We start from the raw sequence: 23,494 nt of genomic DNA on the forward strand, positions 1-23,494 counted from the left end.
CTCATCCCTCCGCACCGGCCAGAACAGTGATGACGACCCGTCCGTCGCTGCCGCGCAGGCTCGTGACGAACGAGGCGGCCCGAGCGCCACCGGCGGCGAAGAGCACCCAGCCGGGACGTGCCGTACCGCCCAGGACGAGTGGGCCGCGCATCGGCAGGCCGGCCTTCTGCATCGCCTCGACAGCGGTCCAGACCCGGGTGGATGCGGTGTCGGCGTCCTCGCCCGAGTCGCCGGCCAGCTGCTCGGCGAGTTCGGCGTGGGGGCCGAGCAGGCCCTTCCACTCCTCGGGGCTGCGCCGCGCCACGCTCTCCAGGTCGCAACCCAGGACGCCCGTCCCGGCGACGGCCAGCGTCACCCCGGCGCCGTGCGCGATCGACACGGTGTGCTCCCCAGCGACCTCGGGCCGTCCGTCCGGCCGGTAGGTGATCTCGATCGGCCGCCCGAGCGCCTGCCCGACCGCGCGGACGCTGTTGCGTCGGCGCGTGGCGGTGTGCTCGCCCGGCTCGGGTGACACCGCGTCGGGCTCGATGGCGACGGCGACGCCGGTGAGCCCGAGGTCGCCGAGCACACGCTCCAGGTAGGAGCCGAGCAGCGGTGGCACCCAGGGGCCGGTGCCGTCCTGCTTGCGGACCGCCCGCAGCCGCAGCCCCTCCCAACGCTCGACGGTCATTCCGGACTCCGTGCGCAGGGCGATGTCGTAGACGTACGTGTCGCCGTCGCGCTCGCGTTCGGTGGCGCAGTACCGCAGCTCGCGGGCGGACGACAGCTTCTCCCCGCCGGGGTGGATGCGTTCCACGCCGACGGGCAGCAGCGTGGCGTCCGGCACGCACACCTGGTTGCCGTGCATGAGCGCGTCGCGGACGCCGGGGTCGCCCAGCAGCAGCGTCGCGGAGACGTACGGGGCGAACCACGCAGTCGAGTCGTCGGCCTCCACTATCGCGTCCACGTGCCGGGCGGCGGCCCGGTGGTACTGCCGGAGCCGTTGGAACCGGCCGCCCTGGAACAGGGTGTCGCCGTACAGGTCGTCGAGCGGGGCGATCGAGGCCGGCGCGAGACCGTCCGGCACCTGGTCCGGAGGGCCGTCGGGCACCGTGTCGGCGCCGAGGCGCAGCCGGGCGGTGAAGTGGTCGGCGGTGAAGCCGGTCTCCTCGCTGCGGATCGCGACCTCGACGACGTCGTCGTCGGTGACCAGGGCCGCCACCCGGATCCTCGTGTGCCCGTGGGGCGCGACGATGATGGGCCGCAGGAACTCCGCCCGTTCGATGACCGGGAGGACGTCGGCGCCGGAGAGGGCCGCGGCCACCTGCGCCATGGCCTCCATCCCGAAGACCGCGGGGAACAGCAGGTTGCCGTCCAGGTCATGATCTTCCAGGTAGCGGTCGGTCCCGACGTTGAGTTCCGTCTCGACCACGAGTTCGACCTGGTGGTAGCGGACCAGGGCGCGGTCGACGAAGCGCAGCAACGGCAGCGCCGGCTGGTGGTACCGGACCGTGTGGATGCCCTCGGTGCGGCCGCTGATCACCACCACTACCGGCGCGGTGGTGTCCGCGACCAGACGCCGCAGGATCGCGATGCCCTGGTCGGGGGTGATGGGCGTGACGCCCTCGCGGCTGAGCGACTCGACCACCGACAGCCGCTCCCCCATGCCGACGCCCGACCAGACCGACCACTCGAGGCACCGGGTGCGGCACTCGGGGTACGCCCGCGAGAAGGCGACCGTCTCCTCGGCCAGCCAGTCGTTGGCGGTGGCGTAGTGCGCCTCGCCTCGCAGCCCCGCCCGGCCGATGATGCTGCCGAGCGTCACGAGCAGCCGGAGCCGGGGCTTCTCGACCGCGTCGAGCACCGCCCGCAGGCCGTCGACCTTCGGTGCCAGAGTGCGTCGGAACGCGGCCGGGTCCAGGCTGGTCAGGCCGGCGGGTTCGTTGCGGCCCGCGCCGTGCAGAACACCGGTGATCGTCCCGAGTTCGGCGGAGAGGTCCCGCACCGCCTGCCGGACGGCGGCGGCATCGGTGACGTCGGCGCGGGCGTACCGCACGGTGACACCGGCGGTGGCGATCCGGGCCAGGTTCGCGGCCAGTTCGGCGTCCTCGGCGGGGTCGGAACGACCCAGCACCGCGAGGCTGGCGCCGCTGTCGGTGGCCAGGGCGAGGGCGCACTCGGCAGTGATGCCCTTGCCCCCGCCGGTCACCAGCAGCACGTCGTCCGGGCCGAGCGGGGCCACCGCCGTCGCGGGGCGTACCGGCAGCGCGCGCAGCGTCGGGACGCGCCGCACCCCGTCGTCGTGGTGCACCTCGGTGAAGCTGGTCGTGGCGGCGACCTCCCGCACCACCAGCTCCACCGCCGGGTCGCCGGCGGCCGGCAGGTGCACGACGGTGACCCGCACGGACGGCGCCTCAAGATGCAACGTCCGGGCGATGGCCGCCGCGCCCCGACCGTGCCCGACCAGGACGAAGCGGGTGCTGCCGGTGGAGATGGCCTGCTGCGCTCCCCGCAGGGCCGGCTCCAGTTGCTCCTCGGTGCAGTCCGGTGGCAGGCAGACCAGGACGCCGCCGCCGAGCCCGGCCTGTTCGAGCGCCGCGCCGAGAGCCGCGGCGAACGGGTGGTCCGCCGACGCGTGCACGTGCCACGGACCGTTCGCTGCGGTGGCGTCGCCGGGAACCGCCGGCAACGGCACCTCGTCGAGGTCGAGCCGCCAGGGCCGCGCCCAGCCGGCCACACCGGCCACCACAGGCGTGGCGGTGGCGTCGCTGTCCCGGGCCGTACGCGCGAGGGTCTCCATCGTCGCCGCGAGTTCCCGGACGGTGGCGGTGGCGAAGTTGAGCGGCATCTGCGCCGGTGGCAGTTCCAGACGCTGGGCGAGCTGGTTGGCCACCTGGCCGATCGTGATCGAACTCAGGTGCAGGTCGTCGAGCAGGCGGCTGTCCGGCCGGACGAGTTCGATCGGCAATTCGGCGCGCTCGGCGGTGAGCCGCCGCATGAGGTCCTCGGTGGACTCCTCCCCCACCTCGACCGGATCGGTGGTGGTGGTGGACGTGGCCGTGGTGGGCCCACGCTCGATCGCCGCGCTGAGCTCCGGCGCCTGCTCGCAGGGGCTGGTCAGGAAGGAGAACGCGGCGCCTACCTCCAACGGCCGCACGAACCGCCCGTCGAACAGCGCCGCCGGGGCCGGGGCCGCGCCGACGACGTACGCGGCGCCGGCGACCCGCAGCAGACTCGTGAGCGAGTCGTCGTCGGTGTCCACGGCGACCGCCGGGACGTCCGTGACAGTCGTGGCCAGTCCCGTGAGCACCCGCCCGGGCCCGACCTCGACGAACAGGTCGGTGCTCTTGGCGGCGAACGCGACGGCCTGGTTGAACAGGACCGGGTCGGTGATCTGGCGGCGCAGGAGGCCCCGCACGTCGGTGCCGGCGGGCAGCACCTCACCGGTGACGGTGGAGACGACCCGGGCGCCGACCTGGTGGAAGGTCTCGCCGGCGAGGGCGTCGGCGAACGTGTCCGCGGCCGGCGCGACAAGCGGGGAGTGGAAGGCGTGCGAGACCCGCAGCCGCGTCGCGCTCAGGCCGGCGGCCCGAGCCTTGTGGCAGACCGCCTCGATCGCGTCGACGGATCCGGAGACGACCGTGTGCTCGGGCCCGTTGTAGGCGGCCACCACCACCGGCAGCCCCGCGATGATCCCGTCGACCGTCTCCGGGGGCGCCCCGATGTCGGCCATCGTGCCGGCCTGGCTGTACCCGGCCATGGTCCGGCCCCGGACGCCTGCGACGCGCAGGAGCGCCTCCTCGTCGAGGACGCCGGCCCACTGCAGGGCCACGATCTCGCCGAGGCTGTGCCCGATCGCGGTGGACGCCTCGATGCCGAGCAGTGCCAGGGCGTGCTGCCCGGCCAGTGACCCGGCGACGATGCGCGGCTGGGCGACCTCGGTCGCGACGACGTCGCTGCCGGTGGGCAGCGCGGCGCGCAGGTAGACGTCGTCGACCTCGGCGAACCGCCGCCGCAGGGCGCCACCGCTGACGCCTCGTCCGGAACCCTGCCCCGGGAAGAGGAAGCTGATCCGGGCCGGGCCGCTGACGTGCCCGAGCAGGAACCGGCCGTCGGGGCGGATCAGTGCCGCCTCGCCGGATTCGACGGCCTCGCGGGCCGCGGTCAACAGCCGCTGCGCCTCCTCGGGTGACGAGGCCACGATCGCGGCCCGGAACGGCCGGTCCTGCAGGTCGCGGTGGAGCGTCGCCGCCAGGTCGCCCAGCTCCGCGTACGAGATCGCGGACACGAAGTCGCTCAGCTCGGCGAGCCGGACGGCCAGTTCCTGCGGCGAGGCCGCGTCCACCAGCAGCAGCTCGGCGTCCTGCGCGGAGGCGGCCAGGGTGCGGACGCGGCGATCCGGCACGGGCCGGCGCGGGCCGTGGCGTTCGAGCACGACGTGCGTGTTGATGCCGCCGAAGCCCATGGCGGTGATGCCGGCCCGCACCGGGACCGCGCTCGGCCACGCCTCGGCCTTGCGCAGGGTGCGCAGCCGGGCGCCGTCGGCGGTGAGGATCTCGTGGGGGTCGACGGAGCCGACGCTCGGGGGAAGCACCTCGTGGTGCACGGCCATCGCGGCGCGGATGAAACCGGCCACCCCGGCGGCGGCCTTGGTGTGACCGATCATCCCCTTGACCGAGCCGATGACGGCCGGCGGAGCGTCGGGATTCGCCGTCTCGCGGGCGCTGGACAGCGCCGTGAGCTCGGTGGTGTCCCCGACCTTGGTGCCGGTGCCGTGCCCCTCGAACAGCCCGACGGTGTCGATGCCGAACCCGGCCCGGTCGTACGCGCGGCGCAGGGCGAGCTGGTAGCCGTCGACCTCGGGCCGGGTGATGCCACCGCGGCCGTCGGACGAGACGCCCCAGCCGGCCACCGAGGCGTAGATCCGGTGACCCGCCTCGGCGGCCTCGTCGGCGCGCATCAGGACCAGCATGCCGCAGCCCTCACCCGGCCAGAACCCGTTGGATGCGCGGTCGTAGACCCGCATCTCCCCGCTGGCCAGGGCGCCGGTCTTCGCGAAGCCGATGACCTCGAACGGGTCGATGGACAGGTCGACACCGCCGGCGATCGCGACGTCCAGTTCTCCGTCCAGCAGGGCCCGGCTCGCGGTCACCACGGACAGCAGCGACGACGAGCAGGCGCCGTCGACGGTGTAGCCGCCGCCCTTGAGGTCGAAGTGGTTGCAGATACGTCCGGCGATCGTGTTCGACAGTGCGCCGGCGAGCGTGTCCTCGTTCACCGGCGGGAACGGGCTCTTGTACGCCTCCTCGTAGGTGGCGAGGAAGGCCGACAGCTTCTCGTCGTCCCAGCCCTCGGCCCGCAACGCCGCGGCCACGGTCCGGCGCACGTACGGCCAGCGCAGCCGCATCTGGTTGGCGCGGGAGAACTCACCGGTCAACGTGTTGCCGACGATGACGCCCGTGCGCTCCTGGGGCAGCCCCTCGCCGGCCGGGAAACCGGCGTCGGCCAGTGCCGTCGCGGCGGTCTCCAGGGCCAGCCAGTGGGCCAGATCGGTCGACCGGTACGTGCTCCCGGCGACCTTGTAGCCGACCCGGTCGAACTCGTAGCCCTCGATGACTGCTGCGTTGCGCGCGTAGAAGCGGTCCGGGGCGGCCGGGTCGGCGTCGAAGTAGTCGTCGGCGTTCATCCGGACGTCGGGGAGCCGCCGGAACGCCCGGCGACCCGCGATCGCGTTCTCCCACAGTTCCTGCGGTGAACGGGCGTCGGGGTAGCGGCACGCCATCCCCACCACGGCGATACTTGTCATTGCTCACTCGGCTTTCGTGTCGCTGGCGACGGGTCGAAGGCATTCCTGATGCGCTGGCGCCACACCTCGTAGGCGGGCAGGACGTCGTCCGGGGGCAGCCCGACCCGCGCCTCGTCGGTCACCCGCGTCGCGTCGCTCACCGTCATGCCACAGAGGACACGGGTCGCCAGCTCGTTGTGCGGCGTGACGAGGTCGGCGCGCAGCCGGGCCGCGGCGCCGAACGACGCGCCCTGCGCGAGGTCCGGCCGGTACGGCCCCGCGCACTCGGCGAGCCAGGTCAGTTCCCGTTCACTCGCGCCGCCCGCGTAGCAGACGGCGAGGCCCGCCCCGGCGTACAGGTCGCGCCGGCGTTCGGCGGGGAACTCGTCGAGGAGGCGGACGAGCTGCTCCGGGTCCGTTCCGGCGACGAACCAGCAGGCCCGGCCGATGCCCTGGTCGATGGCGCGTACCGCGTAGTCCCGGGGGCCGTCGGCAGGCCACGCGAAGGTGGCCGGCCGATACCGCTGGCGCACGTACCTGTCGGTCCTGAAGTACGCCTCGTGGAACCCGTACCCGTCGAGGACGAGCCAGCGCAGCAGCGGGTCCGGGGCGTACAGGCGGGGCCACAGCAGACGCGGCAGGCGGGCCATCGCCCAGCCCACGCCGACGTACGCCATGTAGACGTGCTCGTCGTGGTCGGCGAGGAACCGCGCGACGTGCCGCGACCGCCCGGGCAGGGCGTCGCGGATGGCGAAGGCCATCGCGGCGCCCTCGTAGGCGAAGCCCCGGTACGCGGCAGGCGTGGCCTCGACGGTGGGTGCCGCATCCGCCGGGCCGTGCGCCTCCGCGGCGGCCCCGAATCCGTGCAGGAACGAGCTGCCGACTGTTTCGAGGCGCTCGCGGGCCTGTTCGTCCTTGAGGTGGAATCCGCGCGTGCTGACTTTGGTCTCCCGCACGTCGGGGGTCATAATACGACGTCGCAGTCTGGTCAATGAACTCATCGTATGCTCCGGCCTTCCCGCTGAGACCTCATTGTTACGCGACTATGCGCGACGGAACTTCTCCAACATTGCGGCGGTTGCCGATGACGCGGTGAAGGCGGCAGGTTTTCGCAGGTCAAGGCCATCTACCGGCAGCCGAGTGGATAGTGGACAGCGGGAATGACCATTGCGGCGCGGTTAGCGCAACACAGGAGATGGACTCGGGGGCGGCCCGATACCACGATGACTGGCATCCGACCGACACCTCCGGAATTGACATCCGGACTTCCTCGAAGGAGCGTGCCGTGGAATCCGACGAAGCGGCCGAACACCGGGTGCGTACGATGATTCTGGAGGCATTTGCCGACACCATCATCCCGGGTGAGAAGCGCGGCCCTGACGATGCGGCGATCGCCGGCGTCGACGTCGGCGGCGGTGCCGTCGCGGGTGGCGCGATCGAACTGCTCGAAGACCCCGCCGGAGGGCTGGCGCCGGCGCTCGACACGATCTGCGTGGAACTCGACGAGTACGCCCGGGAGCACGCCGCCACCACGGGCCTCGACCTGAACCCGGACCTGCCGCCCTTCGTGGGCCTGCCGTTCGAGGCCCGGACCGCGCTGATCGAGAAGCTGACCAGCCCCGATCACCCGGACAAGCAGATGTGGGTGGGGTTGGCGCTCTTCTGCAACATGGCCTTCGACAGCGCGCCACACCTGCACACCGTGGAGGCGCTGGCCACCGGGCATCCGGGCCTGCTCGCGATGGGCTACGAGACGCCCGACTCGGACGGGCTCTGGCGGTTCCCCACGTTCTCGTACGGCCGGCAGCTCGCCAACCCCCATCCGTCCACCACCGCAACGGGGAGCCCCGCATGACGGCCACCGAGTCCACCGACGTCCTGGTCATCGGCAGCGGCTTCGGGGGCGCCATCGCCGCGTACCACCTCGCCGCCGGCGGCGCCCGGGTGACGGTCCTGGAGCGCGGTCCGTGGCTCAAGGCCGACGATTTCGAGCACGACTTCAAGCTGGGCTCGTCGTACACCCGGGTCTTCGACTTCGTCATCGGTGACGGCATGAGCGTGCTGGGTGGCAACTGCGTGGGCGGCGGCAGCGTCGTCTACTTCGCCACGATGCCGCGGGCGCCACGTTTCGTCTTCGAGCGCCAGGGCAGCATCGGGCGACGCATGTGGCCCGCCGCCATCAGCCGCGACACCCTGGAGCCCTGGTACGACCGGGTGGCCGAGGCACTGCCGATCACCCAGCAGACCTGGGACCGGGTTCCGTACGCCGGCGGCCTGTTCGGCGCCGCCTGCCACCACGCCGGACGTACCGCCAACCCGGCGCCGTCGGCCATCGACGTGGACATGTGCACGAACTGCAACTGGATGATGGCCGGCTGCCGCTTCGACGCCAAACGCTCGCTGCTGCTCAACTACCTGCCGGCCGCCCTGGCGCACGGCGCCGAGATCCGGCCGCTGCACGAGGTGCAGCACCTGGTCCGGAACGACGACGGCAGCTACCGGGTCCACTATCGCGTGGTCGACGAGGAGGACTACCGGATCCTGCACGGCGAGGGGACGATCGACGCGAAGATCGTCGTGATCGCCGCCGGCGCGGGCGCCACACCGGTGATCCTGCAACGGTCGGAGCCCCATCTGGGCCGGATGCCGCACGCGGTCGGGCGGTACTTCTCCGGCAACGGTGAGCGCCTCAACACGGCAGTGTTCGACGAGGACCGGGTCCGCGAGGTGCTGAAGCTGTCGCGGCCGGACGGACGGGCCTACGAGGCGTACCAGATCGGGCGGGGCCCGACGGTCGCCAGCTGGGACCGGCTCGACGGCACCCTGCCCGAGTACGAGCGGTACTCCCTCGAACAGCTCTACTTCCCGCCGGCGCTGGGCACGATCCTGGCGCAGGTGCCCGACGCGAGCCCCAGCTGGTTCGGCCGGGACAAGAAGGAGATGCTGCGCCGCTGGCAGTCGTGGTTGACGATCTTCACCATGTCGGAGGACGACAACGAGGGCGTCTTCGGCCCGCCGCCGGTGACCGGCAACGCCCACCGCTTCTCGCAGCAGATGCTGGGCCACGGCCCGCTGCGGTACCAGCCCACGGCGAACACCCGGCGCGGATGGTCCCTGGCCGACGCCGACGTCAAGGACATCCTTGAGCGCGACGGGCTGTCCCGCGTGATGCCGTGGACCAACGACCTGGTGGGTGCCTACACCGTGCATCCCCTGGCCTCGTGCCGCATCGGCGACGACCCGGCGACGTCGGCGCTTGACGACCGCCACGAGCTGCGGGGGCATCCGGGCATCTTCGTGACCGACGGATCGGCGGTGCCCGGTGCGTTGACTGTCAATCCGGCCTCGACGATCGCGGCCCTCGCCGAACGCGCCATGCCGGGCATCGTGCGGGCCGCGCGGGAACGGGGTGTCGAGGTGACCTACGGTGCGCCGTCGCCGGACGGCGAGACCGCCGGTCGGCGTGCGGTCGCCCACCTGCGGTCATGAGTTTCACGGTCGCCGGGCTGGCCCGGCGGAGCACCTTCGCGCACCTGCGATATGTCTCCCCGGTGCCTCCGGGGGCCGCGCCGGTGCCGGTCCGCCGGGTGTACGAGCAGGTCGAACGTGACTTCGGCCTGCTCGCGCCGCCCATCGCCCTGCACGCCCGCGCGCCGGGCCTGCTCGCCGCGGCCTGGTGCATGCTGCGCGAGACGCTGCTCGTCTCGGGCACGACGAGCCGTCGTGAGCGCGAGGCGGTGGCGGCAGCGGTGTCGGCCGCCAACGCCTGCCCCTACTGCGTGGACGTCCACCAGGCAGCCGTACGCGGGCTCGGGCGCCGGGGCAGCTCGCCGCCGCCGCTGCCGACGGTCCTGTCGCCGGAGCTGATCGGCGTGGCCGTCGACTTTCACTACCTCAACCGCATGGTGAACGTCTTCCTGCGGGAATCACCGCTGGCGGCGGTTCCCGCTCCCCTGCTCGGTGGCGCCCGGAGCGTCGCGGCACGGTTGATGGGTCGGCTGGCCGGTCGGGAGGCGGTGGCCGGGCAGTCCCTGCCGCTGCTGCCCGGCACGGCCGGCACTGTTCGGCGCCTACCGGACGACCTCCGGTGGGCTGCGGGGCTGCCACACGTCGCCGCCGCCATGACCGGAGCGGTGGCGGTCATCGAGGACGCCGGGCAGCGGGCGGTGCCTCCCGCCGTACGGCGGTTGGTACGCGAGTGCCTCGTCGACGACGCCGCCCCTGGCGACCTGGCGGGGATGGCGGACTGGCTCGACAGGCGGCTGGCGGGGCTCTCCGTCGCCGACCGGGCGACCGGACGACTGGCGATGCTCGTCGCCTTCGCCTCGTACCGGGTTTCCGACTCGGCGGTTGCCGCGGTACGCGCCGAGGGCCACGACGACGTCGCGTTGCTCGCCCTGGCGGCCTGGGCCGCCCTGACCGCGGCACGCCGGCACGGCGACGTGCTGGCCACCGCGTACGAGGCGGTCGGCTGACCAGCGCACGACCACAGGCCCGGCCGGATATATCGGCCGGGCCTGTTTCGGTGCGCTGTCAGACCTTCGGCACGTCGAACAGGGAGGGGAACTTCGCGATCAGCGCGAGGTCGCCCCGGGTTCGCAGCCGGCCCTTCATCGTCAGCACGACCGGATGCGCGTTGCCCGTCACCACGAGCAGGAAGTCGGCGCCGCCGATCGTCAGCGTCAGCTTCGGCTCGCGGTCCGCGACGGGAGACACCCGGCATACCCCGTCGGCGATCTCCAGCTGGTAGCGGTCGACACCGCCGTCGGGTCGGTCACCGATCACCCAGTGGATGACGGCGTCGAGACCTGCGGCCCGGTCGGCCCGGAACACGTCAGGCATCCGCCGGAACACCTCCCGCAACAGGGCGTCCCGGCGTTCCCCGCTCATCAGCGCGCGGACGTCCGGCATCGGGGTGCTCTTGACGAAGATGGCGAGATCACGGGGCGCCAGCGCCGCCGGATCGGCGTTGTTGGTGGTCATCGAAGACTCCTCTGGTCGTCGTCCGCGGCGGTCCTAGCTGTCGCTGACGCCAGCGGGCTGGATGACCCGCTCCCGGATCACCCGCCGCCACTCTTCGTAGGCCAGGCCGTCGGCGGGGGCGTCGACCGCCGCGGCGTCGGCCAGCTCGGCGGCGGCCTGCGACGACAGGCCGGTCAGCGCCCGCGCCGCCGCGTCGGTGTGCTCCGGGCAGTAGCCCGCCCACGTCCGCGCCTTGGCCGCGAAGACCGAGCCCTGGGCGAGGTGCGGGCCGTACTCGCCGGCCAGTGACCGCAACGCCTCGAAGCCCGCGGTGTCGCACCCGCCGGCGAACGTCGCGGCCAGTCCCACACCGCTCCACAGGTCCGCGCGGCGCGCGGCCGCGAAGCCGTCGACGGTCACGGCCACCGCCGCCGGATCGGCCGCGTGCCGGAACCACAGCGCCCGGCCGACGCCCTGGTCGAACGCCCGCGCGAAGTAGTCGGCGTGCCCCTGCCACGGGTACGGCCGCGGCAGTCGCTGCCCGGTGATCCAGGTGGCCTGGTCGAAGTACGCCTTGTCGAAGCCGTAGCCGTCGACGGCCAGCCAGCTCATCGTCGGGTGGTACGGGATCCCGGTGAGGTCCGGCAGCACCTTGCCCCACAACACGCGCGGCAGCCGGGCCATTGCGAAGCCGATACCGATGCAGGCGAGGAAGTAGTGCGGGCGTCCCGGCCCCTCCAGCAGCTCCCGGGTGCGGGAACCGCCTGCCGTCGCGTCGAGGACTGTGTAGGCCATCGTCGCGCCCTCGTAGGCGAAGCCACGACGTTCCGGGTCGACGAGAGCGAGCCGGCGTTCCAGCTCGGCGACGCTCGGACCCTCGATCGCCCACTCGAAGCCGCAGACCACCGCCTGCGGGATCGCCTCCAGGTGGACCGTGGTGGCGGAGGTGGTGACCGGGAAACCGAGCGCGGCGAAGGAGACCTGCTTTAGCGACGGCGCGAGAACCATCCGGCGCATCGAACCCAACACTCTGGACATACCGGCCACCCTTCGTTCGGGGCCACGGCGGCGGTCACCGCGGCGATTTCATCCTCACCGGGTTCGGTGAGCCGCGCGTCTCCGAGCGTGCCCGGTCGATTTCCGGCCCTGCGCTGGGCTTTCGATGTGGTCCCGCACGCCCGGGATGGGACCGGCGTCGTCGCCGGGTGTGTCTACCCGGCGACGACGCTCAGCTCAGTTGGCCCGATCGGCGAACTGACCCGGCTCCCGGCCGGGGCCGGCGGGGCCCCGATAGGCCTGGGCGATCTCCAACCAGTGCGTGGCGATGTCCCCCTGGGCACGTACCGCGAGATCGTCGCGGTGCCGGCGGCGGGTGACCAGCAGGCAGAAGTCCTCCGCGGGCCCGGTGACGCGCTCCGGCGACTCCGCCGGGCCGAACTCCCACAGCGCGCCGGACGGCGCGGTGATCTCGAAGCGGAACTCGACGTCCGGGGTTTCGAGCCCGCGCGCCTGGTAACCGAAGTCCCAGGTCCGGACCGCGAACCCCACGATCTGCCCGATCCGGTCGGTGAACGTGCGCCGGACGCCGAGGGCGTCGGCGATGTCCTGACCGTGGGCGAAGAGTTCCATCATCCCGGCCATGGCCAGCACCGCCGCCGGCAGCGGACGCACCAACCACGGGACGAGCTGGTTCATCGGCAGGGCGCCCAGCGCCTTCTCGGCCCACGCCCGCTCCTCACGCCACCGCCGCAACAACTCGGCGGGCTCCTCGGCGAGGTAGCCGGACAGTGCCGCTGTCACGTTGGCGTTGAAGTCGGCGCCCAGCCGCCCCGTCATGGCGACGAACCGGTCGGGGTCGGCCGCCGCGAGTCCGGCCATGCGGAAGGTGGCCGCGAGGTGGGCGACCTGGTGGGCGACGGTCCAGCCGGGCGCGGGGGTCGGCAGCGCCCACGCGGCCGCGTCGAGGTCGCTGACCAGGCGGTCGAGATCCTCGCCGTCGGCCGTCAGGTCGGCGATCACCTTGGGAATCTGCTGTTCGGTCACGGTTCTGCCTCTCGGTTCGATGGCGTCCGGATAGCTCGGTCAGTGCCGGGGAACTGTCGCGGATTCGGCGGGGGCGACCTGCCGGCGTCCGCCCAGCAGGGCGTTGGCGGTCTCGATGACTGGAGCGGGTCAGCGCCGCGAGCGCAGCACGCGGGAGATGATTGCGGGGCGCATGAGCGCCTGCGGCGGGTCGACCAGGCCGGCGGAGCGCAGGAAGGCAGTCGTCAGCACGCCGTCGTGAGCCGCTGCCGCCTGCAGGCGGGGGATGTACAGATTGCCCATCCGCACCTTTGCCGTCCGTCGGCCCACGACACCGGGGAAGCCGAGGTCGGCTCCGGCTGACATGTCCCAGGGCGCGTCGATGAGCCGGGACAGGTCGCGGAAGAAGGCCCGCGGCGCGGGCGGACCGGAAAGCACGTGTTCACCGAGCAATCGGGCGGACATCGCCGCCACCGTCATGCCCTGGCCGTAGACGGGGTTGAAGACGCACGCGGCGTCACCGAGGACGATCAGCCCATCCGGCGTCCGTGCCAGCCGCTCGTAGCGTCGGCGGATGCTCGCCGGGAACCGGAAAGTGGCCGCCGGTCCCATCGGTTCGGCGTCGCGGACCGCCTTGTAGATCTCCGGTACGGGCAGCGACTGCACATAGGACAGGAAGCCCTCGTGGTCGGTCGGCGGCCGGTCACCCAGGATGCCGGTCAGTGAGATGGCGTACCGGTCGGGCATCCGGGCGAAGATCGCGCCGCGCGGCTGCGCCGGGGTGGCGACCGGGAGCAGGGCGATGTCCTCGCCGATCGGGTCGAACGACAGTGGGCCGTGAAAGTCCATTGTGGTGTATGTCAGGTCCATCTTGACCCGCTCTTCCGGCACCCGCTGGTAGCCCAGCTCCTCCAGCCAGAGCGGCGTCCGCGAGCCGCGCCCGGTGGTGTCGACGACCAGGTCCGCGTCGAGGACCTCCTCGGGTGCGCCCAGCTCCCGCCCCTGCACGCGGACGCCGACTATCCGCTGCCGGTCTGGCGACGCGACCAGGCCCACGATGTCGGTGTGGTCCCGATAGGTGACGTTGCCCAGGGCCCGGACCCGGGCGCGTACGCGCGACTCGAGCAGTGGCCGTCCACTCGCGACACAGACCAGCCCGGTCTCGGCCTTACGGATCATCTGGCCGTTGAAGTACCAGCTGAGACTGGTGCCGAAGTCGCCGATCGGCACCCCACCGGCCACCAGTTCGTCGGTGAAACCCGGGAACAGCTCATCCAGGATCTGCTGGCCGCGGGCGAGCAGAGCGTGGATGTGGTGACCCTGCGGCGCCGCCTGGCGGGGCTCCACCGGCCCGAAGAGATCGTCGCGGTCAACGACGGTGACCCGCTCGCAGGCCGGGGACAAGACCCGGGCCGCCAGTGATCCGGCGACGCTGCCGCCGAGGACCACCGCATGCGCAATCGGCGGAACGCCCATTATCGTCAGCCTCCTGGATTGGGATAAGAATCAATTCTTTCCAGTTATCGTATCGACCGGATTCCTCATTTCTTCTTCCAGAATGCTCAGTCCGGAAAGGGATTCCACAAACCTTTCCGGCGTACCTTCACATCGCTAACATGGTCCGCGGACGCCGCCGCGATGTTCCTTGTCGCGAGGAATAGCGTTCCGTTCCCTCATCGAGTGAGGATTGCCGCATGAAACCGTTCCGGATCGACATTCCGCAGGCCGACGTGGACGACCTGCGCCGCCGTCTCGCCGACACGCGCTGGCCTGCCGACTCGCCCGCCGAGGACTGGAGCCGGGGCGTGCCGGCGACCTACCTGCGCGAATTGGTGGAGTACTGGCGAACCGGCTACGACTGGCGTGCCGCCGAGACCCGGCTCAACTCCTTCCCGCAGTTCACCACCGAGGTCGGCGGCACCACAGTGCACTTTCTGCACGTGCGCTCCCCCGAGCCGGACGCCACTCCCATGATCATCACGCACGGATGGCCCGGTTCGTTCGCCGAGTTCACCGACATCATCGGGCCGCTCACCGATCCGCGCGCCCACGGCGGCGATCCCGCGACCGCGTGCCACCTGGTCATTCCCACCATTCCGGGCTTCGGGTTCTCCGGGCCCCCCAGCGGTCCGGGCTGGACCATGCCGCGGGTCGCCGCCGCCTGGGCGGAACTGATGGCCGGCCTGGGCTACGAGCGGTACGTCGTCCAGGGCGGCGACTTCGGCGCCTGGATCAGCCTGGTGTTGGCGGGCCTCGACCACGAGCACGTCATCGGCGCGCACGTGAACTTCCTGCCGACGCCGCCCTCGGGCGACCCCGCCGACCTGGCCGGGCTGACCGAGGTCGAGGGGGGCCGGCTGGGGCTGTTGATGAACTACGTCGACGACCAGTCCGGGTACATGAAGATCCAGGCCACCCGGCCGCAGACGCTGGCGTACGCCCTGAACGACTCGCCGGTGGGCCAGCTCGCCTGGATCGTCGAGAAGCTGCACGAGTGGAGCGACTCGACCAAGGCCCCCGAAGAGGCGATCGACCGCGACCGGATCCTCACCAACGTGATGCTGTACTGGCTGACCGGCGCCGGCGCGTCGTCTGCCCACTTCTACTACGACAATGCCGAGCTGCTGCCCATCGCCAAGACTCCCCCGCCGCCCCCGCCGCCCCTGCCGGTGCCCCTGGGCGTGGCGATCTTCCCCCGCGACCCCGGGCAGCCCGTCCGGCGCTTCGCCGAGCGGGGCTTCACGAACATCGTCCAGTGGACCGAGTTCGAGCGGGGTGGCCACTTCGCCGCCATGGAGCAGCCGGACCTGCTGGTCGGTGACCTGCGCTCGTTCGTGGCGACCCTGCGCAGCTGAACCGCACGACGAAGGCCCCGGATGTCTCGGCATCCGGGGCCTTCGCCATGCGGCTCGTCGACGGCGGCGCTACCGCGGAGGTACGCGGCGCGGCGCTGGTCGGCGGACGAGCAGGACCGCCAGGACGACGACAGTGGCGAAGTTGAGCAAAAGAAGTACCGCGCTGAGCGGGTCGACGCCGTGCTCGTGCGCCGCGTGGATGTCGGCGGGCGCGGCGCCGGACGCCTGGGTGCCGACGGCGAAGCGGATGACGCCGCTGGTCTGCCCGCCGGCGACGCCGATGACGTGGTAGACGACCGTGTAGGTGCCGTTGGCCGGGATCCGGACGGGCACGCGCAGGACGTCGCCCGGCCCGGCTGTCACCGCACCGGAGTCCACCCGCCGCCCCGCGCTGTCGACCACCGAGAGGTGTGACAGCGCGGGGTCGGCAGCCGCCGACAGGTTCAGTCGTGCCTCGCCCGGTGCCGTCGTCAGGCTCTGCGCGTCAGCGGGCGAGCTGCCCATGAGGCGTACCGCCGGAGCGCGGTAGGTGACCGCGACGAGCCAACCCAGTGGCAGCAGGACCAGCACGGCGGCGATGAGCAGGCGGGTCCGACGGGACACCGTCAGGCCGCTACGACGCTCGGGTGCGCCTGCGTCTGCACGCAGTTGCAGTGCGTCTGCTCCAGTTCCCGATCGTTCGGGCGCAGGTGCAGATACATTCCGATGATCATCGGCAGGAACACGACCGAGTTGTAGAACAGGTGCAGTTCGACCCGCGGATAGATCAGTTGCAGGACGCTGGTCGGCACCGCCGCGCCGAAGAAGTTGTGGTGCGTCTGCGCCTGCAACAGCAGCAGGAAGTGCTCGATGTGGTGCCAGAACTGGATCGCCAGGGCGACAGTCCACCAGGTCCGGGCCCGGCCGACGAAGCCGGGGCGGAGCAGGAACAGGCCGACCAACATGACCAGCGCGTACCCGTAGTGCATCCATTCCGAGGTCACCAGCCACGGGAGGAACTGCCCGAGCACGCCGCGGGCCTGGGGACGGGCCCAACCGAGCACCCAGATCTGGTACGCCTGAACCAGGTGCTCGGCCCAGTGCGCGAGCGTGATCACCAGGAATCCGCCGAGCGCTGCCCGGTGATGGGCCTGGTTGAGTGTGCGAACCGGTGCGACCGCCATTCGGTTCTCCTATTCCGGGGGGTTCGATTCACGCGCCGCATCGCCGCAGCACGGGGCCAACGAGAAACGACACTGGTTCTCACCGGCGTTGGCTCTTCGTCCGCGCCTTTCACGACTCGTGAGGCACGACAGCGCCATTGTCACGCCGGGGACGCCCGTCGTTCTTCTCCTCGTGTGCGCTCTGCCGGACACCGATCCGACGGGCTGCGGCGAAGCTGGCCCAGGCGGCCACGTCGACAAGCGTGGCGTCCGCCGGGTGATGGCGGCGGAAGTCCTCGACGACCTCGGGGCCCACCCGGTAGGAGGCGAACGCGGTGAGCAGCGCGAGGCGTGCCGCCGCCCGCTGCGGTGCGGTCAGCGGCTCGATCAGCTCCTCGCACCAGCGGGTGCTGAGGCCGGCATCCTCCCCGGCCCACCCGTCGAGCCGGGTCAGCACGAGGCTGCGGACCTCGGGGTCGAGCGAGCGCTGCCCGGCGACCTCGAAGACCCGGTAGGAGCGCGCCACCGCGTCTGCGATGCGCGGGCTGCCCGAGGCCCAGCTGACGTCCGAGGTCGGCGGCGCGGCGTCGAGCAGGCGGGTGGCGCGGCCGGCGACGTGCTGTCCTCGCAGGGTCGGCCGGAGCACCCGGCCGAGCCCCTGATTGAGCCGGCGCCGCGCCCGCGGGCCGAGACCCTGCGGCAGCAGCGAGTTGGCGAGAAAGACGTTGACCACGCGGCTCAGGTAGTGGAAGCCCACCACTACCCCGACCAGCTCCGCGCGCTCCACTTCGGACACGTCCGATGGCAGCGGCGGACCGTCGGCACGGTGCGCGCCGCGCGCCCACTCCACGACGCGTCGTACGCGGAGGTCGACGATCTCGTCCGGCCGGTCCGCGGCGATCGCCTCGGCATCGCGCTCGTCGGAGAGTTCGAAGAGGCCCGCCACGTGCAGATCGGCACAGTAGGGACAGGTGTTGGCCACCGAGACCGTGGCCGCGACCGCTTCCTTGACCGCGCGGTCCACCGCGCCGGCCGGCAACAGCGGCTCCCGGGTGAGGGCCCAGTAGGCGGCCAGGACGTCGTCGGACGGCGAGTGCAGCAACGCCGGCGGCACCACGATCTGGAATTCCTCGGCGACCTGGCGATACACCGCCGCGACGAGTCCGCGCGCCGTCGCGGCGGGCACGACGGTGAGGAATCTGACGTGCTTCTGAGCGACCGAGGAAGCAACCCGTCTCGCGACCATCAGAACCTCCCGCGTCAGATTCGCCGATTGCTCTCGCCGTCTGTCGGCCCGCCGGTGCCCGCGCGCCTCGCGCATCGGAGCATCCACCGCCGGGCCTGGTGGCCTCCCGCCCCGCGGGGCGACGCTCTCAGGCGGCCGCGCCCACCCGGCCCCGCACCGCGGTAGTACCGCCGTGCTGGGCCTGACTCAGCGCGTACTTACGCGCGTCGAGCAGGGCGAGCAGCACCGGCGGATCCAGTGCGCTGCTACGCCGCAGCACCATGCTCGCGGTGACCTTCGAGTCGGCACGGACGGTGATCGGACCGTACGTCGCCACCGACACGGCACGATCGGCCACGTCGGCTCGCTGCTCGGCACCGTCCGCACCGGCGGACACCGCCTGGGCCAACAGGTACCAGGAGCCCAGAGGAACCGCGTCGAAGTGAACCGAGCCGGGTTGCTGCAGAACGGCGCACCGCGCCGGCCGTCCCTCCGGAATACGGCCACTGAACAGACCGACGAAAATAAGCGGATGGTCATGCTCCTCGGCGAGACGGACCTGGCATGACACTTGGCCGCTCGGCGATCGCCCGGAGCGCCACTCAAAGTTCGGGTGGATAGACTGCGTGTAGCCGGCATGTCGACGGAACGCAGTGGGCGACATGCCGACGCTACGGCTGAACCGCCAACTGAACGTACCGACGCTGTTGTACCCCACGCGGACGCTGATGTCGGCGACGTTCATCGAGGTGGTGATGAGCAGGTCCTTCGCCCGCTGGAGGCGCAGCGCCGAGAGGAAGCGGGCCGGCGACACACCCGTCACCCGCCGGAAGATGCGAGTGAAGTGGAATTTGCTGAACATTGCGGCGCGAGCCATGTCATCGACAGTTAACTGTTCACCCATGCGGTCGTGCATCGCTGCGACTGCGCGCAGCACCGCTTGCTCAGAAACGTCTTTCATGACACTCCCCCAGGTGCTGTTCCGCTGAAACTATTCAACTCGTGGCAGTCAGATATCTGCGCGCCTACCTGACAATTGAATATAAAAGCCGGAACAGTGCGGTCATTGACGCCGATGATCTCTCGACTTATGGCAACACTAACCGACAGCACGTCGGCAATCAACCCTGGGTGAGCGTGCGACGCAATCGTGAAGAAGCGGCAGATATTGGCGCTACTGGATATAGATAGCGTCTATCGCCGATACATGCACACGCTGCGACCGAGGCGGCCCAGACCTGCCCAGCCGGCCGCGATCCGCCGACGGATGACTGGAACTGATCATCATTGGCACTGCTCGCAGCGCACGCGGTCGGTCTTCGGCAGCTGGCGGTGACGGACGCTGGCCGGCTGCCAGCAGGCCGGTCCGGCCCCTGCCGCCATCGGTCAACTTCCCCGACGATACCCGGCGACGACACAAGCCGGAAACGTGATCAGCATGGCGATGAACCCTCAGTTACGTGCCGCAGGCAGGGCTTTCATGGTGGACAGTTCTATTTGTGCAGTCAACCGCGACAACGGGCGTGGCTCGCGGACGCGGTCGCCCTCATCCGTTCACGGCCTGTGACGGACGTGATTGGCTGGCCGCCTTTGGTTACTAACAGTGTTTGTGTGGCAATTAAGGGTTGCCGAAGTATCTCCGAGTCTCCTAGTCTCCTATCGGACGGCGCGACCATCAGCCATCTCGATTGCGCATCCGGCACCACGCTCGGAAGGAGCGGATCACCCGTGCTTCTCGGTCCGCACCAGCCCAGGACAGCCACGACGACCTCCGCCGGCAGCGACGCCGCAACGACCGCGTTATTTCCGCGGCGCAGCCACAGTTCGCCGAGCGTCGCGATCCATGGGCCTGAAACGTTGATCACGGGGAGCCACGATGCGAATATCTGACCTGAGCCGGCAGTCCGGGGTGCCGGTCGGGACGATCAAGTTCTACCTGCGCGAGCGCCTGCTCCCACCCGGCGAACCCACGGGGCGCAACCAGGCACTTTACAACAAGAATCACCTGCGACGCCTTCGGCTGATCAAGATATTCACCTCCATCGGTGAACTCGACCTCACGTCGGTGCGACGGCTCCTGATCGCCGCCGAGGAGGAGCACCTGTCGTCGATCGAGCTGTTCGAGGTGCTCAACCAGGTGTCGATGGCGGGCAAGGACACCGCCGTCGAGGAGGACGAGAGCCTCGAGCTCGCCCGGGTCGACGCGAACCGCATCATCGAGGCGTCCGGCTGGGAGATCGACCCGGACGCCGCCGCCCGCTCACACCTCACCCTCGCGCTCGCCGCGATGCGGCGCCTGGGCTGCGACTGCGATCCGGACTTTCTCGACGTCTACCGAGAGGCGGCTGACCGGCTCGCCCGGCACGAGGTAAGTCGGATCGAGAACGACCGCACGGCGCGCATCGAGGCCCTCGCCCGCAACGTTCTGCTGCACCAGGCGTTCGCGGCGATGCGCCAGCTCGGGCAGCAGCATCACCTGTCCCGGCGATTCGGCCTCGTGCCGGCCAACCAGGGCACGGCCGACGACGGCGAACGCTCCTGACACCCCGAAGCTGAGGCGCACGGGTCGACCAGACCGGGACGGGCCGCGAGGGGGGCGGCGCCCGCCCGATCACCCGACGCGGTCAGCCGCGGCAGAGCACAGTGACTGTGCCTGTGCCGCCGCAGCTGACGCGTGAGGGCCGGCCATCTGGCCGGCCCTCGGAACTGGCTACTCAGGCTGGGTCACGCGGGCAGTTCTGGTAGACCGAGAGCACCCAGTCGTCGTCCCGCTTGACGAGGATCCACGAGGCCCGGATGGCGTCCGCGGCGGCCAGCTCGGTGCTGCCGGCCGCGATCACCCCGCCGACGGTCACCAGCGCGACCGCGCCGGGCCCGAGGGGCTTGAGGTCGATCGGCTTCCCGGTGACTGTCGTGCCGGCGTACACGCCCTGGTAGGCGTCCGCCATGTAGTCGCGAATGGCCGCGCGGCCCTTGACGTACACGCCCGGCAGGATGAGCGTGCCGTCCTCGACGAACAGGTCGGCAAAGGCGTCGGCGTCGTGTGCCGCCCAGGCCTTCACCATCCGGGCCGAGACCGCGCCGATCGCCGCCTGGTCCGATCCGTCCAGGACCGGAGCCGTCGTGTTGGTGGTCATCTGCTACCCACTTCCGTCGGTTGTCCATTGATGGCAACTGATGACCATCGTGGCCGGCTCCGCGCGGTCCTGGCGTCTTCCAGCGTGCGCCGGGTCGGCAGGGCGCAACGTCCGAGAAGTGCCGGCGGCCAGGCCGGAAGCACCCGGATACAGGCGCGCGGATGCCCACCGACGTATCGGTGGACATCCGCGAGCTGGTGGAGCGGTCAGATGAAGAACGTGTTGGGCTCCAGGCCGCACAGCACCCGGCCGTAGAGCTCCATGGTGGTCGTCGGCAGATGCAGGGCGTGCAGGGTGACCGCGCGGACGTCGCGCCGGATCCGCTGGATCGGCTCGCTCGTGTAGATGGACGACGCGCCACAGGCGCCCGCCAGGATGTCGACAGCCTCGGCGGTCAGCTGCGGCACACGACCGGCCACGGCACGGGCGTACGCGCGATCGCGGATCGTCCACGGCTCCCGGGTCAGACCGCGCTCGTCCACCAGCGTGGCGAGCCTGCGCGCGTGCCCCTCGGCTTCGTCGATCTTGAGGGCGGCGTCGGCCGCCTGCAGGTGCGTGATCGGCGCGTCCGCCTGACGCTCGTAGTTGGTGTTGGAGATGGGCCGCTCGTTGATCCGGGCGTAGAACTGCTCCTGGGCGGCACGAGCCATGCCGATCATCTTGCCGGAGGTCGACGCCGCTACCGCCGCGACCAGCGGCGACTGGAACATCGGCAGGTCCCGGTTGCGCTCGGACGCGTACTCGCCGGCGGTGAACGCGGCGATCCGCATGACGTTGGCGCCGGGCACGAAGACATCCTCCGCGACGGCCCGGACGCTGCCGGTGCCGGACAGCGCGGAGACGTGCCAGTCGTCCACTATGCGCAGCGCGCTCATCGGCACCACGGCCATCACCGGCTCGGGCTCGCCGTCGGACGGGATGAGCAGGGTGGAGAGCAGCTTCCACCCGCTGTGCGCGGCGCCACTGTTGAACGCCCACTCACCGTTGACCACGATGCCGCCGTCCTTGGGGACGCCGGTGCCGTTGAGCGCCAGCGTCCCACTGATCCGGGCGTCCGGGTCCGCGAAGATCTCGTCCTGCACCTCGTCCGGGAACAGGCCGACGTTCCACGAGGTGATCCACCAGGCGGCGACGTCGAACGCCGCGGCGCCGTCGCCGCGACCCAGCTCGATGCCGACGTCCAGCAGCGTGTGGGCGTCCGCCTCGTACCCGCCGAAACGCGCCGCGGTACGCATCCGGAAGATTCCGGCAGCCGTCATCGCCTCGACGCTCTCGTCGGCGAGCCGGCGGTTCTCCTCCTGCCACAACGAATTCTTCCGGAGCACCGGGACGATGTCGGCCGCCCTCTTCGTCAGATCGGTTCGGTGTGACGTCTCGGTTGTCTGCACGGGGTCTCCTCCTGGTACGGCCCCATCGCACCCCCGCCGGGAAGCGGATGGCGCAAATGGGCGGCTGCATGAAGCGCTGAAGGTCGTTGCCGGGAATTCAGGAAGTCACGTTAACCCCTGGGCGGCGGCCGGAAAAGACAAATCAGAGCGTCGTGCGGAACCGCGCATTCTGAAAGAAGATCGGGCTCGACCAGGATCGTAGCTTTACGGTGACCAATTGACCGACGGCATCATGAATGGTGGGCGAGATGAGTTACTGGTCCGATCGGAAGGTGCTCGTGGTCGGCGCGAGCCGTGGCCTCGGCCGCGGGGTGACCGAGGCGTTCCTGGCGGCGGGCGCGACGGTGACCGCCCTGTCGCGGGACACCGCACCGCTTGCCGCCCTGGCCGACGCGCACGGCACCCTGAGCCTGGTCGACGCGGACGCCACCGACCCGGCCAGCCTCGACGTGCTCCGCCGGAACCCGCCGGACGTCCTCGCCCTGGTGGCCGGCGCCGCACCCGAGCTGCGGCCGCTTGCCGAGCAGACCTGGGAGACGTTCTCCACCCCCTGGAACACCGACGTGCGCATCGCGTTCCTCTGGCTGCGGCAGGTGTTGCGCCAGCCCCTGGCGCCCGGCAGCCGGGTCATCGTGACCAGCAGCGGCGCCGCGCTGAAGGGCTCCGTGCTCAGCGGCGGCTACGCCGGAGGCAAGGCGACGGTACGCTTCCTGGCCGACTACGCGGCCCAGGAGGCCACGCGCGCCGGGCTGGGCATCACGTTCCACACGGTGCTGCCGCAGCTCACTCCGGAGACCGGCCTCGGTCGGGCGGCTGTCGACGCGTACGCCGAGCGCGCCGGCGTCCCGCCCGAGACGTTCGTCGAGCCCATGCGTCCGGTGCTGACGCCGGAGGCGGCGGGTGCGGCCTTCCTGCGGCTCGGCGGCGACCCGGACCCGTCCGGCACCGTGCATCTGCTGACCGGCGCCGGCCTGACGCGACTGCCCTGAGCCCGCGCGG

General features: G+C 71.2%; 18 protein-coding genes. 6 read left to right on the forward strand and 12 right to left on the reverse strand.

What is annotated here, in order from left to right:
• Position 1 precedes the first annotated feature (1 nt).
• A complete protein-coding gene (locus AB0B97_RS19985) occupies positions 2–5,785 on the reverse strand; it encodes an SDR family NAD(P)-dependent oxidoreductase (RefSeq protein ID WP_357495356.1) in 5,784 nt (1,927 codons plus the stop codon).
• Positions 5,782–6,765, reverse strand: coding sequence for a DUF1702 family protein (locus AB0B97_RS19990; RefSeq protein ID WP_357495358.1), 984 nt, complete (start codon positions 6,763–6,765; stop codon positions 5,782–5,784). Before AB0B97_RS19990 ends, AB0B97_RS19985 begins: the two co-directional genes overlap by 4 nt.
• Positions 6,766–7,088: 323 nt before the next feature.
• Between AB0B97_RS19990 and AB0B97_RS19995 the strand changes: the two genes are divergently transcribed.
• Genes AB0B97_RS19995 through AB0B97_RS20005 form a run of 3 tightly spaced genes read left to right on the forward strand, consistent with a single transcriptional unit; the run spans position 7,089 to position 10,239 of the window.
• Entirely contained in the window at positions 7,089–7,619 is a 531-nt protein-coding gene (locus tag AB0B97_RS19995; RefSeq protein ID WP_357495698.1) for a DUF5987 family protein, read from the forward strand.
• A complete protein-coding gene (locus tag AB0B97_RS20000; RefSeq protein ID WP_357495360.1) occupies positions 7,616–9,253 on the forward strand; it encodes a GMC family oxidoreductase in 1,638 nt (545 codons plus the stop codon). Before AB0B97_RS19995 ends, AB0B97_RS20000 begins: the two co-directional genes overlap by 4 nt.
• On the forward strand, positions 9,250–10,239 hold the full coding sequence (locus AB0B97_RS20005; protein WP_357495361.1) for a carboxymuconolactone decarboxylase family protein: 990 nt from the start codon (positions 9,250–9,252) through the stop codon (positions 10,237–10,239). Before AB0B97_RS20000 ends, AB0B97_RS20005 begins: the two co-directional genes overlap by 4 nt.
• 58 nt (positions 10,240–10,297) lie before the next feature.
• On the opposite strand, the gene AB0B97_RS20010 is transcribed toward AB0B97_RS20005, so the two are convergent.
• The 4 genes from AB0B97_RS20010 to AB0B97_RS20025 form a co-directional block, all read right to left on the reverse strand.
• A complete protein-coding gene (locus AB0B97_RS20010; protein ID WP_234582925.1) occupies positions 10,298–10,747 on the reverse strand; it encodes an SCP2 sterol-binding domain-containing protein in 450 nt (149 codons plus the stop codon).
• 33 nt (positions 10,748–10,780) lie between these two features.
• Positions 10,781–11,764, reverse strand: a complete 984-nt coding sequence (locus tag AB0B97_RS20015; RefSeq protein ID WP_357495363.1) for a DUF1702 family protein — start codon at positions 11,762–11,764, stop codon at positions 10,781–10,783.
• A 195-nt stretch (positions 11,765–11,959) separates the two neighbouring features.
• Positions 11,960–12,769 carry a TIGR03084 family metal-binding protein gene (locus AB0B97_RS20020; protein WP_357495365.1) on the reverse strand — a complete coding sequence of 270 codons (810 nt, stop codon included), beginning with the start codon at positions 12,767–12,769 and terminating at the stop codon, positions 11,960–11,962.
• A gap of 129 nt (positions 12,770–12,898) precedes the next feature.
• Positions 12,899–14,224: an FAD-binding monooxygenase gene (locus tag AB0B97_RS20025; protein WP_357495367.1), complete on the reverse strand. Its 1,326-nt coding sequence runs from the start codon at positions 14,222–14,224 to the stop codon at positions 12,899–12,901.
• A 218-nt stretch (positions 14,225–14,442) separates the two neighbouring features.
• Between AB0B97_RS20025 and AB0B97_RS20030 the strand changes: the two genes are divergently transcribed.
• On the forward strand, positions 14,443–15,603 hold the full coding sequence (locus tag AB0B97_RS20030; protein ID WP_357495369.1) for an epoxide hydrolase family protein: 1,161 nt from the start codon (positions 14,443–14,445) through the stop codon (positions 15,601–15,603).
• Between the two features lie 69 nt (positions 15,604–15,672).
• Here the strand turns inward: AB0B97_RS20030 and AB0B97_RS20035 are convergent, their stop codons facing one another.
• From AB0B97_RS20035 to AB0B97_RS20050, 4 genes are all read right to left on the reverse strand, one after another.
• A complete protein-coding gene (locus tag AB0B97_RS20035; RefSeq protein ID WP_357495371.1) occupies positions 15,673–16,206 on the reverse strand; it encodes a copper resistance CopC family protein in 534 nt (177 codons plus the stop codon).
• Between the two features lie 2 nt (positions 16,207–16,208).
• Positions 16,209–16,766, reverse strand: a complete 558-nt coding sequence (locus AB0B97_RS20040) for a hypothetical protein (protein WP_234582933.1) — start codon at positions 16,764–16,766, stop codon at positions 16,209–16,211.
• 109 nt (positions 16,767–16,875) lie between these two features.
• Complete coding sequence (locus AB0B97_RS20045) at positions 16,876–17,991, reverse strand: carboxymuconolactone decarboxylase family protein (protein ID WP_357495373.1); 1,116 nt, start codon at positions 17,989–17,991, stop codon at positions 16,876–16,878.
• 127 nt (positions 17,992–18,118) lie between these two features.
• Entirely contained in the window at positions 18,119–18,931 is an 813-nt protein-coding gene (locus AB0B97_RS20050; RefSeq protein ID WP_357495375.1) for a helix-turn-helix transcriptional regulator, read from the reverse strand.
• 915 nt (positions 18,932–19,846) lie between these two features.
• On the opposite strand from AB0B97_RS20050, the gene AB0B97_RS20055 reads away from it, so the two are divergent.
• Positions 19,847–20,512: a MerR family transcriptional regulator gene (locus AB0B97_RS20055; protein WP_357495377.1), complete on the forward strand. Its 666-nt coding sequence runs from the start codon at positions 19,847–19,849 to the stop codon at positions 20,510–20,512.
• 172 nt (positions 20,513–20,684) lie between these two features.
• Here AB0B97_RS20055 and AB0B97_RS20060 read toward each other — a convergent pair whose 3' ends face one another.
• Entirely contained in the window at positions 20,685–21,107 is a 423-nt protein-coding gene (locus AB0B97_RS20060) for an SgcJ/EcaC family oxidoreductase (RefSeq protein ID WP_234582937.1), read from the reverse strand.
• A gap of 206 nt (positions 21,108–21,313) precedes the next feature.
• Positions 21,314–22,495 (reverse strand): acyl-CoA dehydrogenase, encoded by a 1,182-nt coding sequence (locus AB0B97_RS20065; RefSeq protein ID WP_234582939.1) that lies wholly within the window; start codon positions 22,493–22,495, stop codon positions 21,314–21,316.
• A 248-nt stretch (positions 22,496–22,743) separates the two neighbouring features.
• Here AB0B97_RS20065 and AB0B97_RS20070 point away from each other — a divergent pair, with 248 nt between their 5' ends.
• A complete protein-coding gene (locus AB0B97_RS20070; protein WP_357495380.1) occupies positions 22,744–23,484 on the forward strand; it encodes an SDR family oxidoreductase in 741 nt (246 codons plus the stop codon).
• Positions 23,485–23,494 lie beyond the last annotated feature (10 nt).

This window comes from Micromonospora sp. NPDC049004 (genome assembly GCF_040649315.1).
Lineage (GTDB): Bacteria > Actinomycetota > Actinomycetes > Mycobacteriales > Micromonosporaceae > Micromonospora.

What these genes read in the sequence shown, in the direction of transcription:
- AB0B97_RS19985 (WP_357495356.1), bottom strand. Translation starts at nt 5,785, where the DNA reads ATGACAAGTATCGCCGTGGTGGGGATGGCGTGCCGCTACCCCGACGCC.
- AB0B97_RS19990 (WP_357495358.1), bottom strand. Translation starts at nt 6,765, where the DNA reads ATGAGTTCATTGACCAGACTGCGACGTCGTATTATGACCCCCGACGTG.
- AB0B97_RS19995 (WP_357495698.1), top strand. Translation starts at nt 7,089, where the DNA reads ATGATTCTGGAGGCATTTGCCGACACCATCATCCCGGGTGAGAAGCGC.
- AB0B97_RS20000 (WP_357495360.1), top strand. Translation starts at nt 7,616, where the DNA reads ATGACGGCCACCGAGTCCACCGACGTCCTGGTCATCGGCAGCGGCTTC.
- AB0B97_RS20005 (WP_357495361.1), top strand. Translation starts at nt 9,250, where the DNA reads ATGAGTTTCACGGTCGCCGGGCTGGCCCGGCGGAGCACCTTCGCGCAC.
- AB0B97_RS20010 (WP_234582925.1), bottom strand. Translation starts at nt 10,747, where the DNA reads ATGACCACCAACAACGCCGATCCGGCGGCGCTGGCGCCCCGTGATCTC.
- AB0B97_RS20015 (WP_357495363.1), bottom strand. Translation starts at nt 11,764, where the DNA reads ATGTCCAGAGTGTTGGGTTCGATGCGCCGGATGGTTCTCGCGCCGTCG.
- AB0B97_RS20025 (WP_357495367.1), bottom strand. Translation starts at nt 14,224, where the DNA reads ATGGGCGTTCCGCCGATTGCGCATGCGGTGGTCCTCGGCGGCAGCGTC.
- AB0B97_RS20030 (WP_357495369.1), top strand. Translation starts at nt 14,443, where the DNA reads ATGAAACCGTTCCGGATCGACATTCCGCAGGCCGACGTGGACGACCTG.
- AB0B97_RS20040 (WP_234582933.1), bottom strand. Translation starts at nt 16,766, where the DNA reads ATGGCGGTCGCACCGGTTCGCACACTCAACCAGGCCCATCACCGGGCA.
- AB0B97_RS20045 (WP_357495373.1), bottom strand. Translation starts at nt 17,991, where the DNA reads ATGGTCGCGAGACGGGTTGCTTCCTCGGTCGCTCAGAAGCACGTCAGA.
- AB0B97_RS20050 (WP_357495375.1), bottom strand. Translation starts at nt 18,931, where the DNA reads ATGAAAGACGTTTCTGAGCAAGCGGTGCTGCGCGCAGTCGCAGCGATG.
- AB0B97_RS20055 (WP_357495377.1), top strand. Translation starts at nt 19,847, where the DNA reads ATGCGAATATCTGACCTGAGCCGGCAGTCCGGGGTGCCGGTCGGGACG.
- AB0B97_RS20060 (WP_234582937.1), bottom strand. Translation starts at nt 21,107, where the DNA reads ATGACCACCAACACGACGGCTCCGGTCCTGGACGGATCGGACCAGGCG.
- AB0B97_RS20070 (WP_357495380.1), top strand. Translation starts at nt 22,744, where the DNA reads ATGAGTTACTGGTCCGATCGGAAGGTGCTCGTGGTCGGCGCGAGCCGT.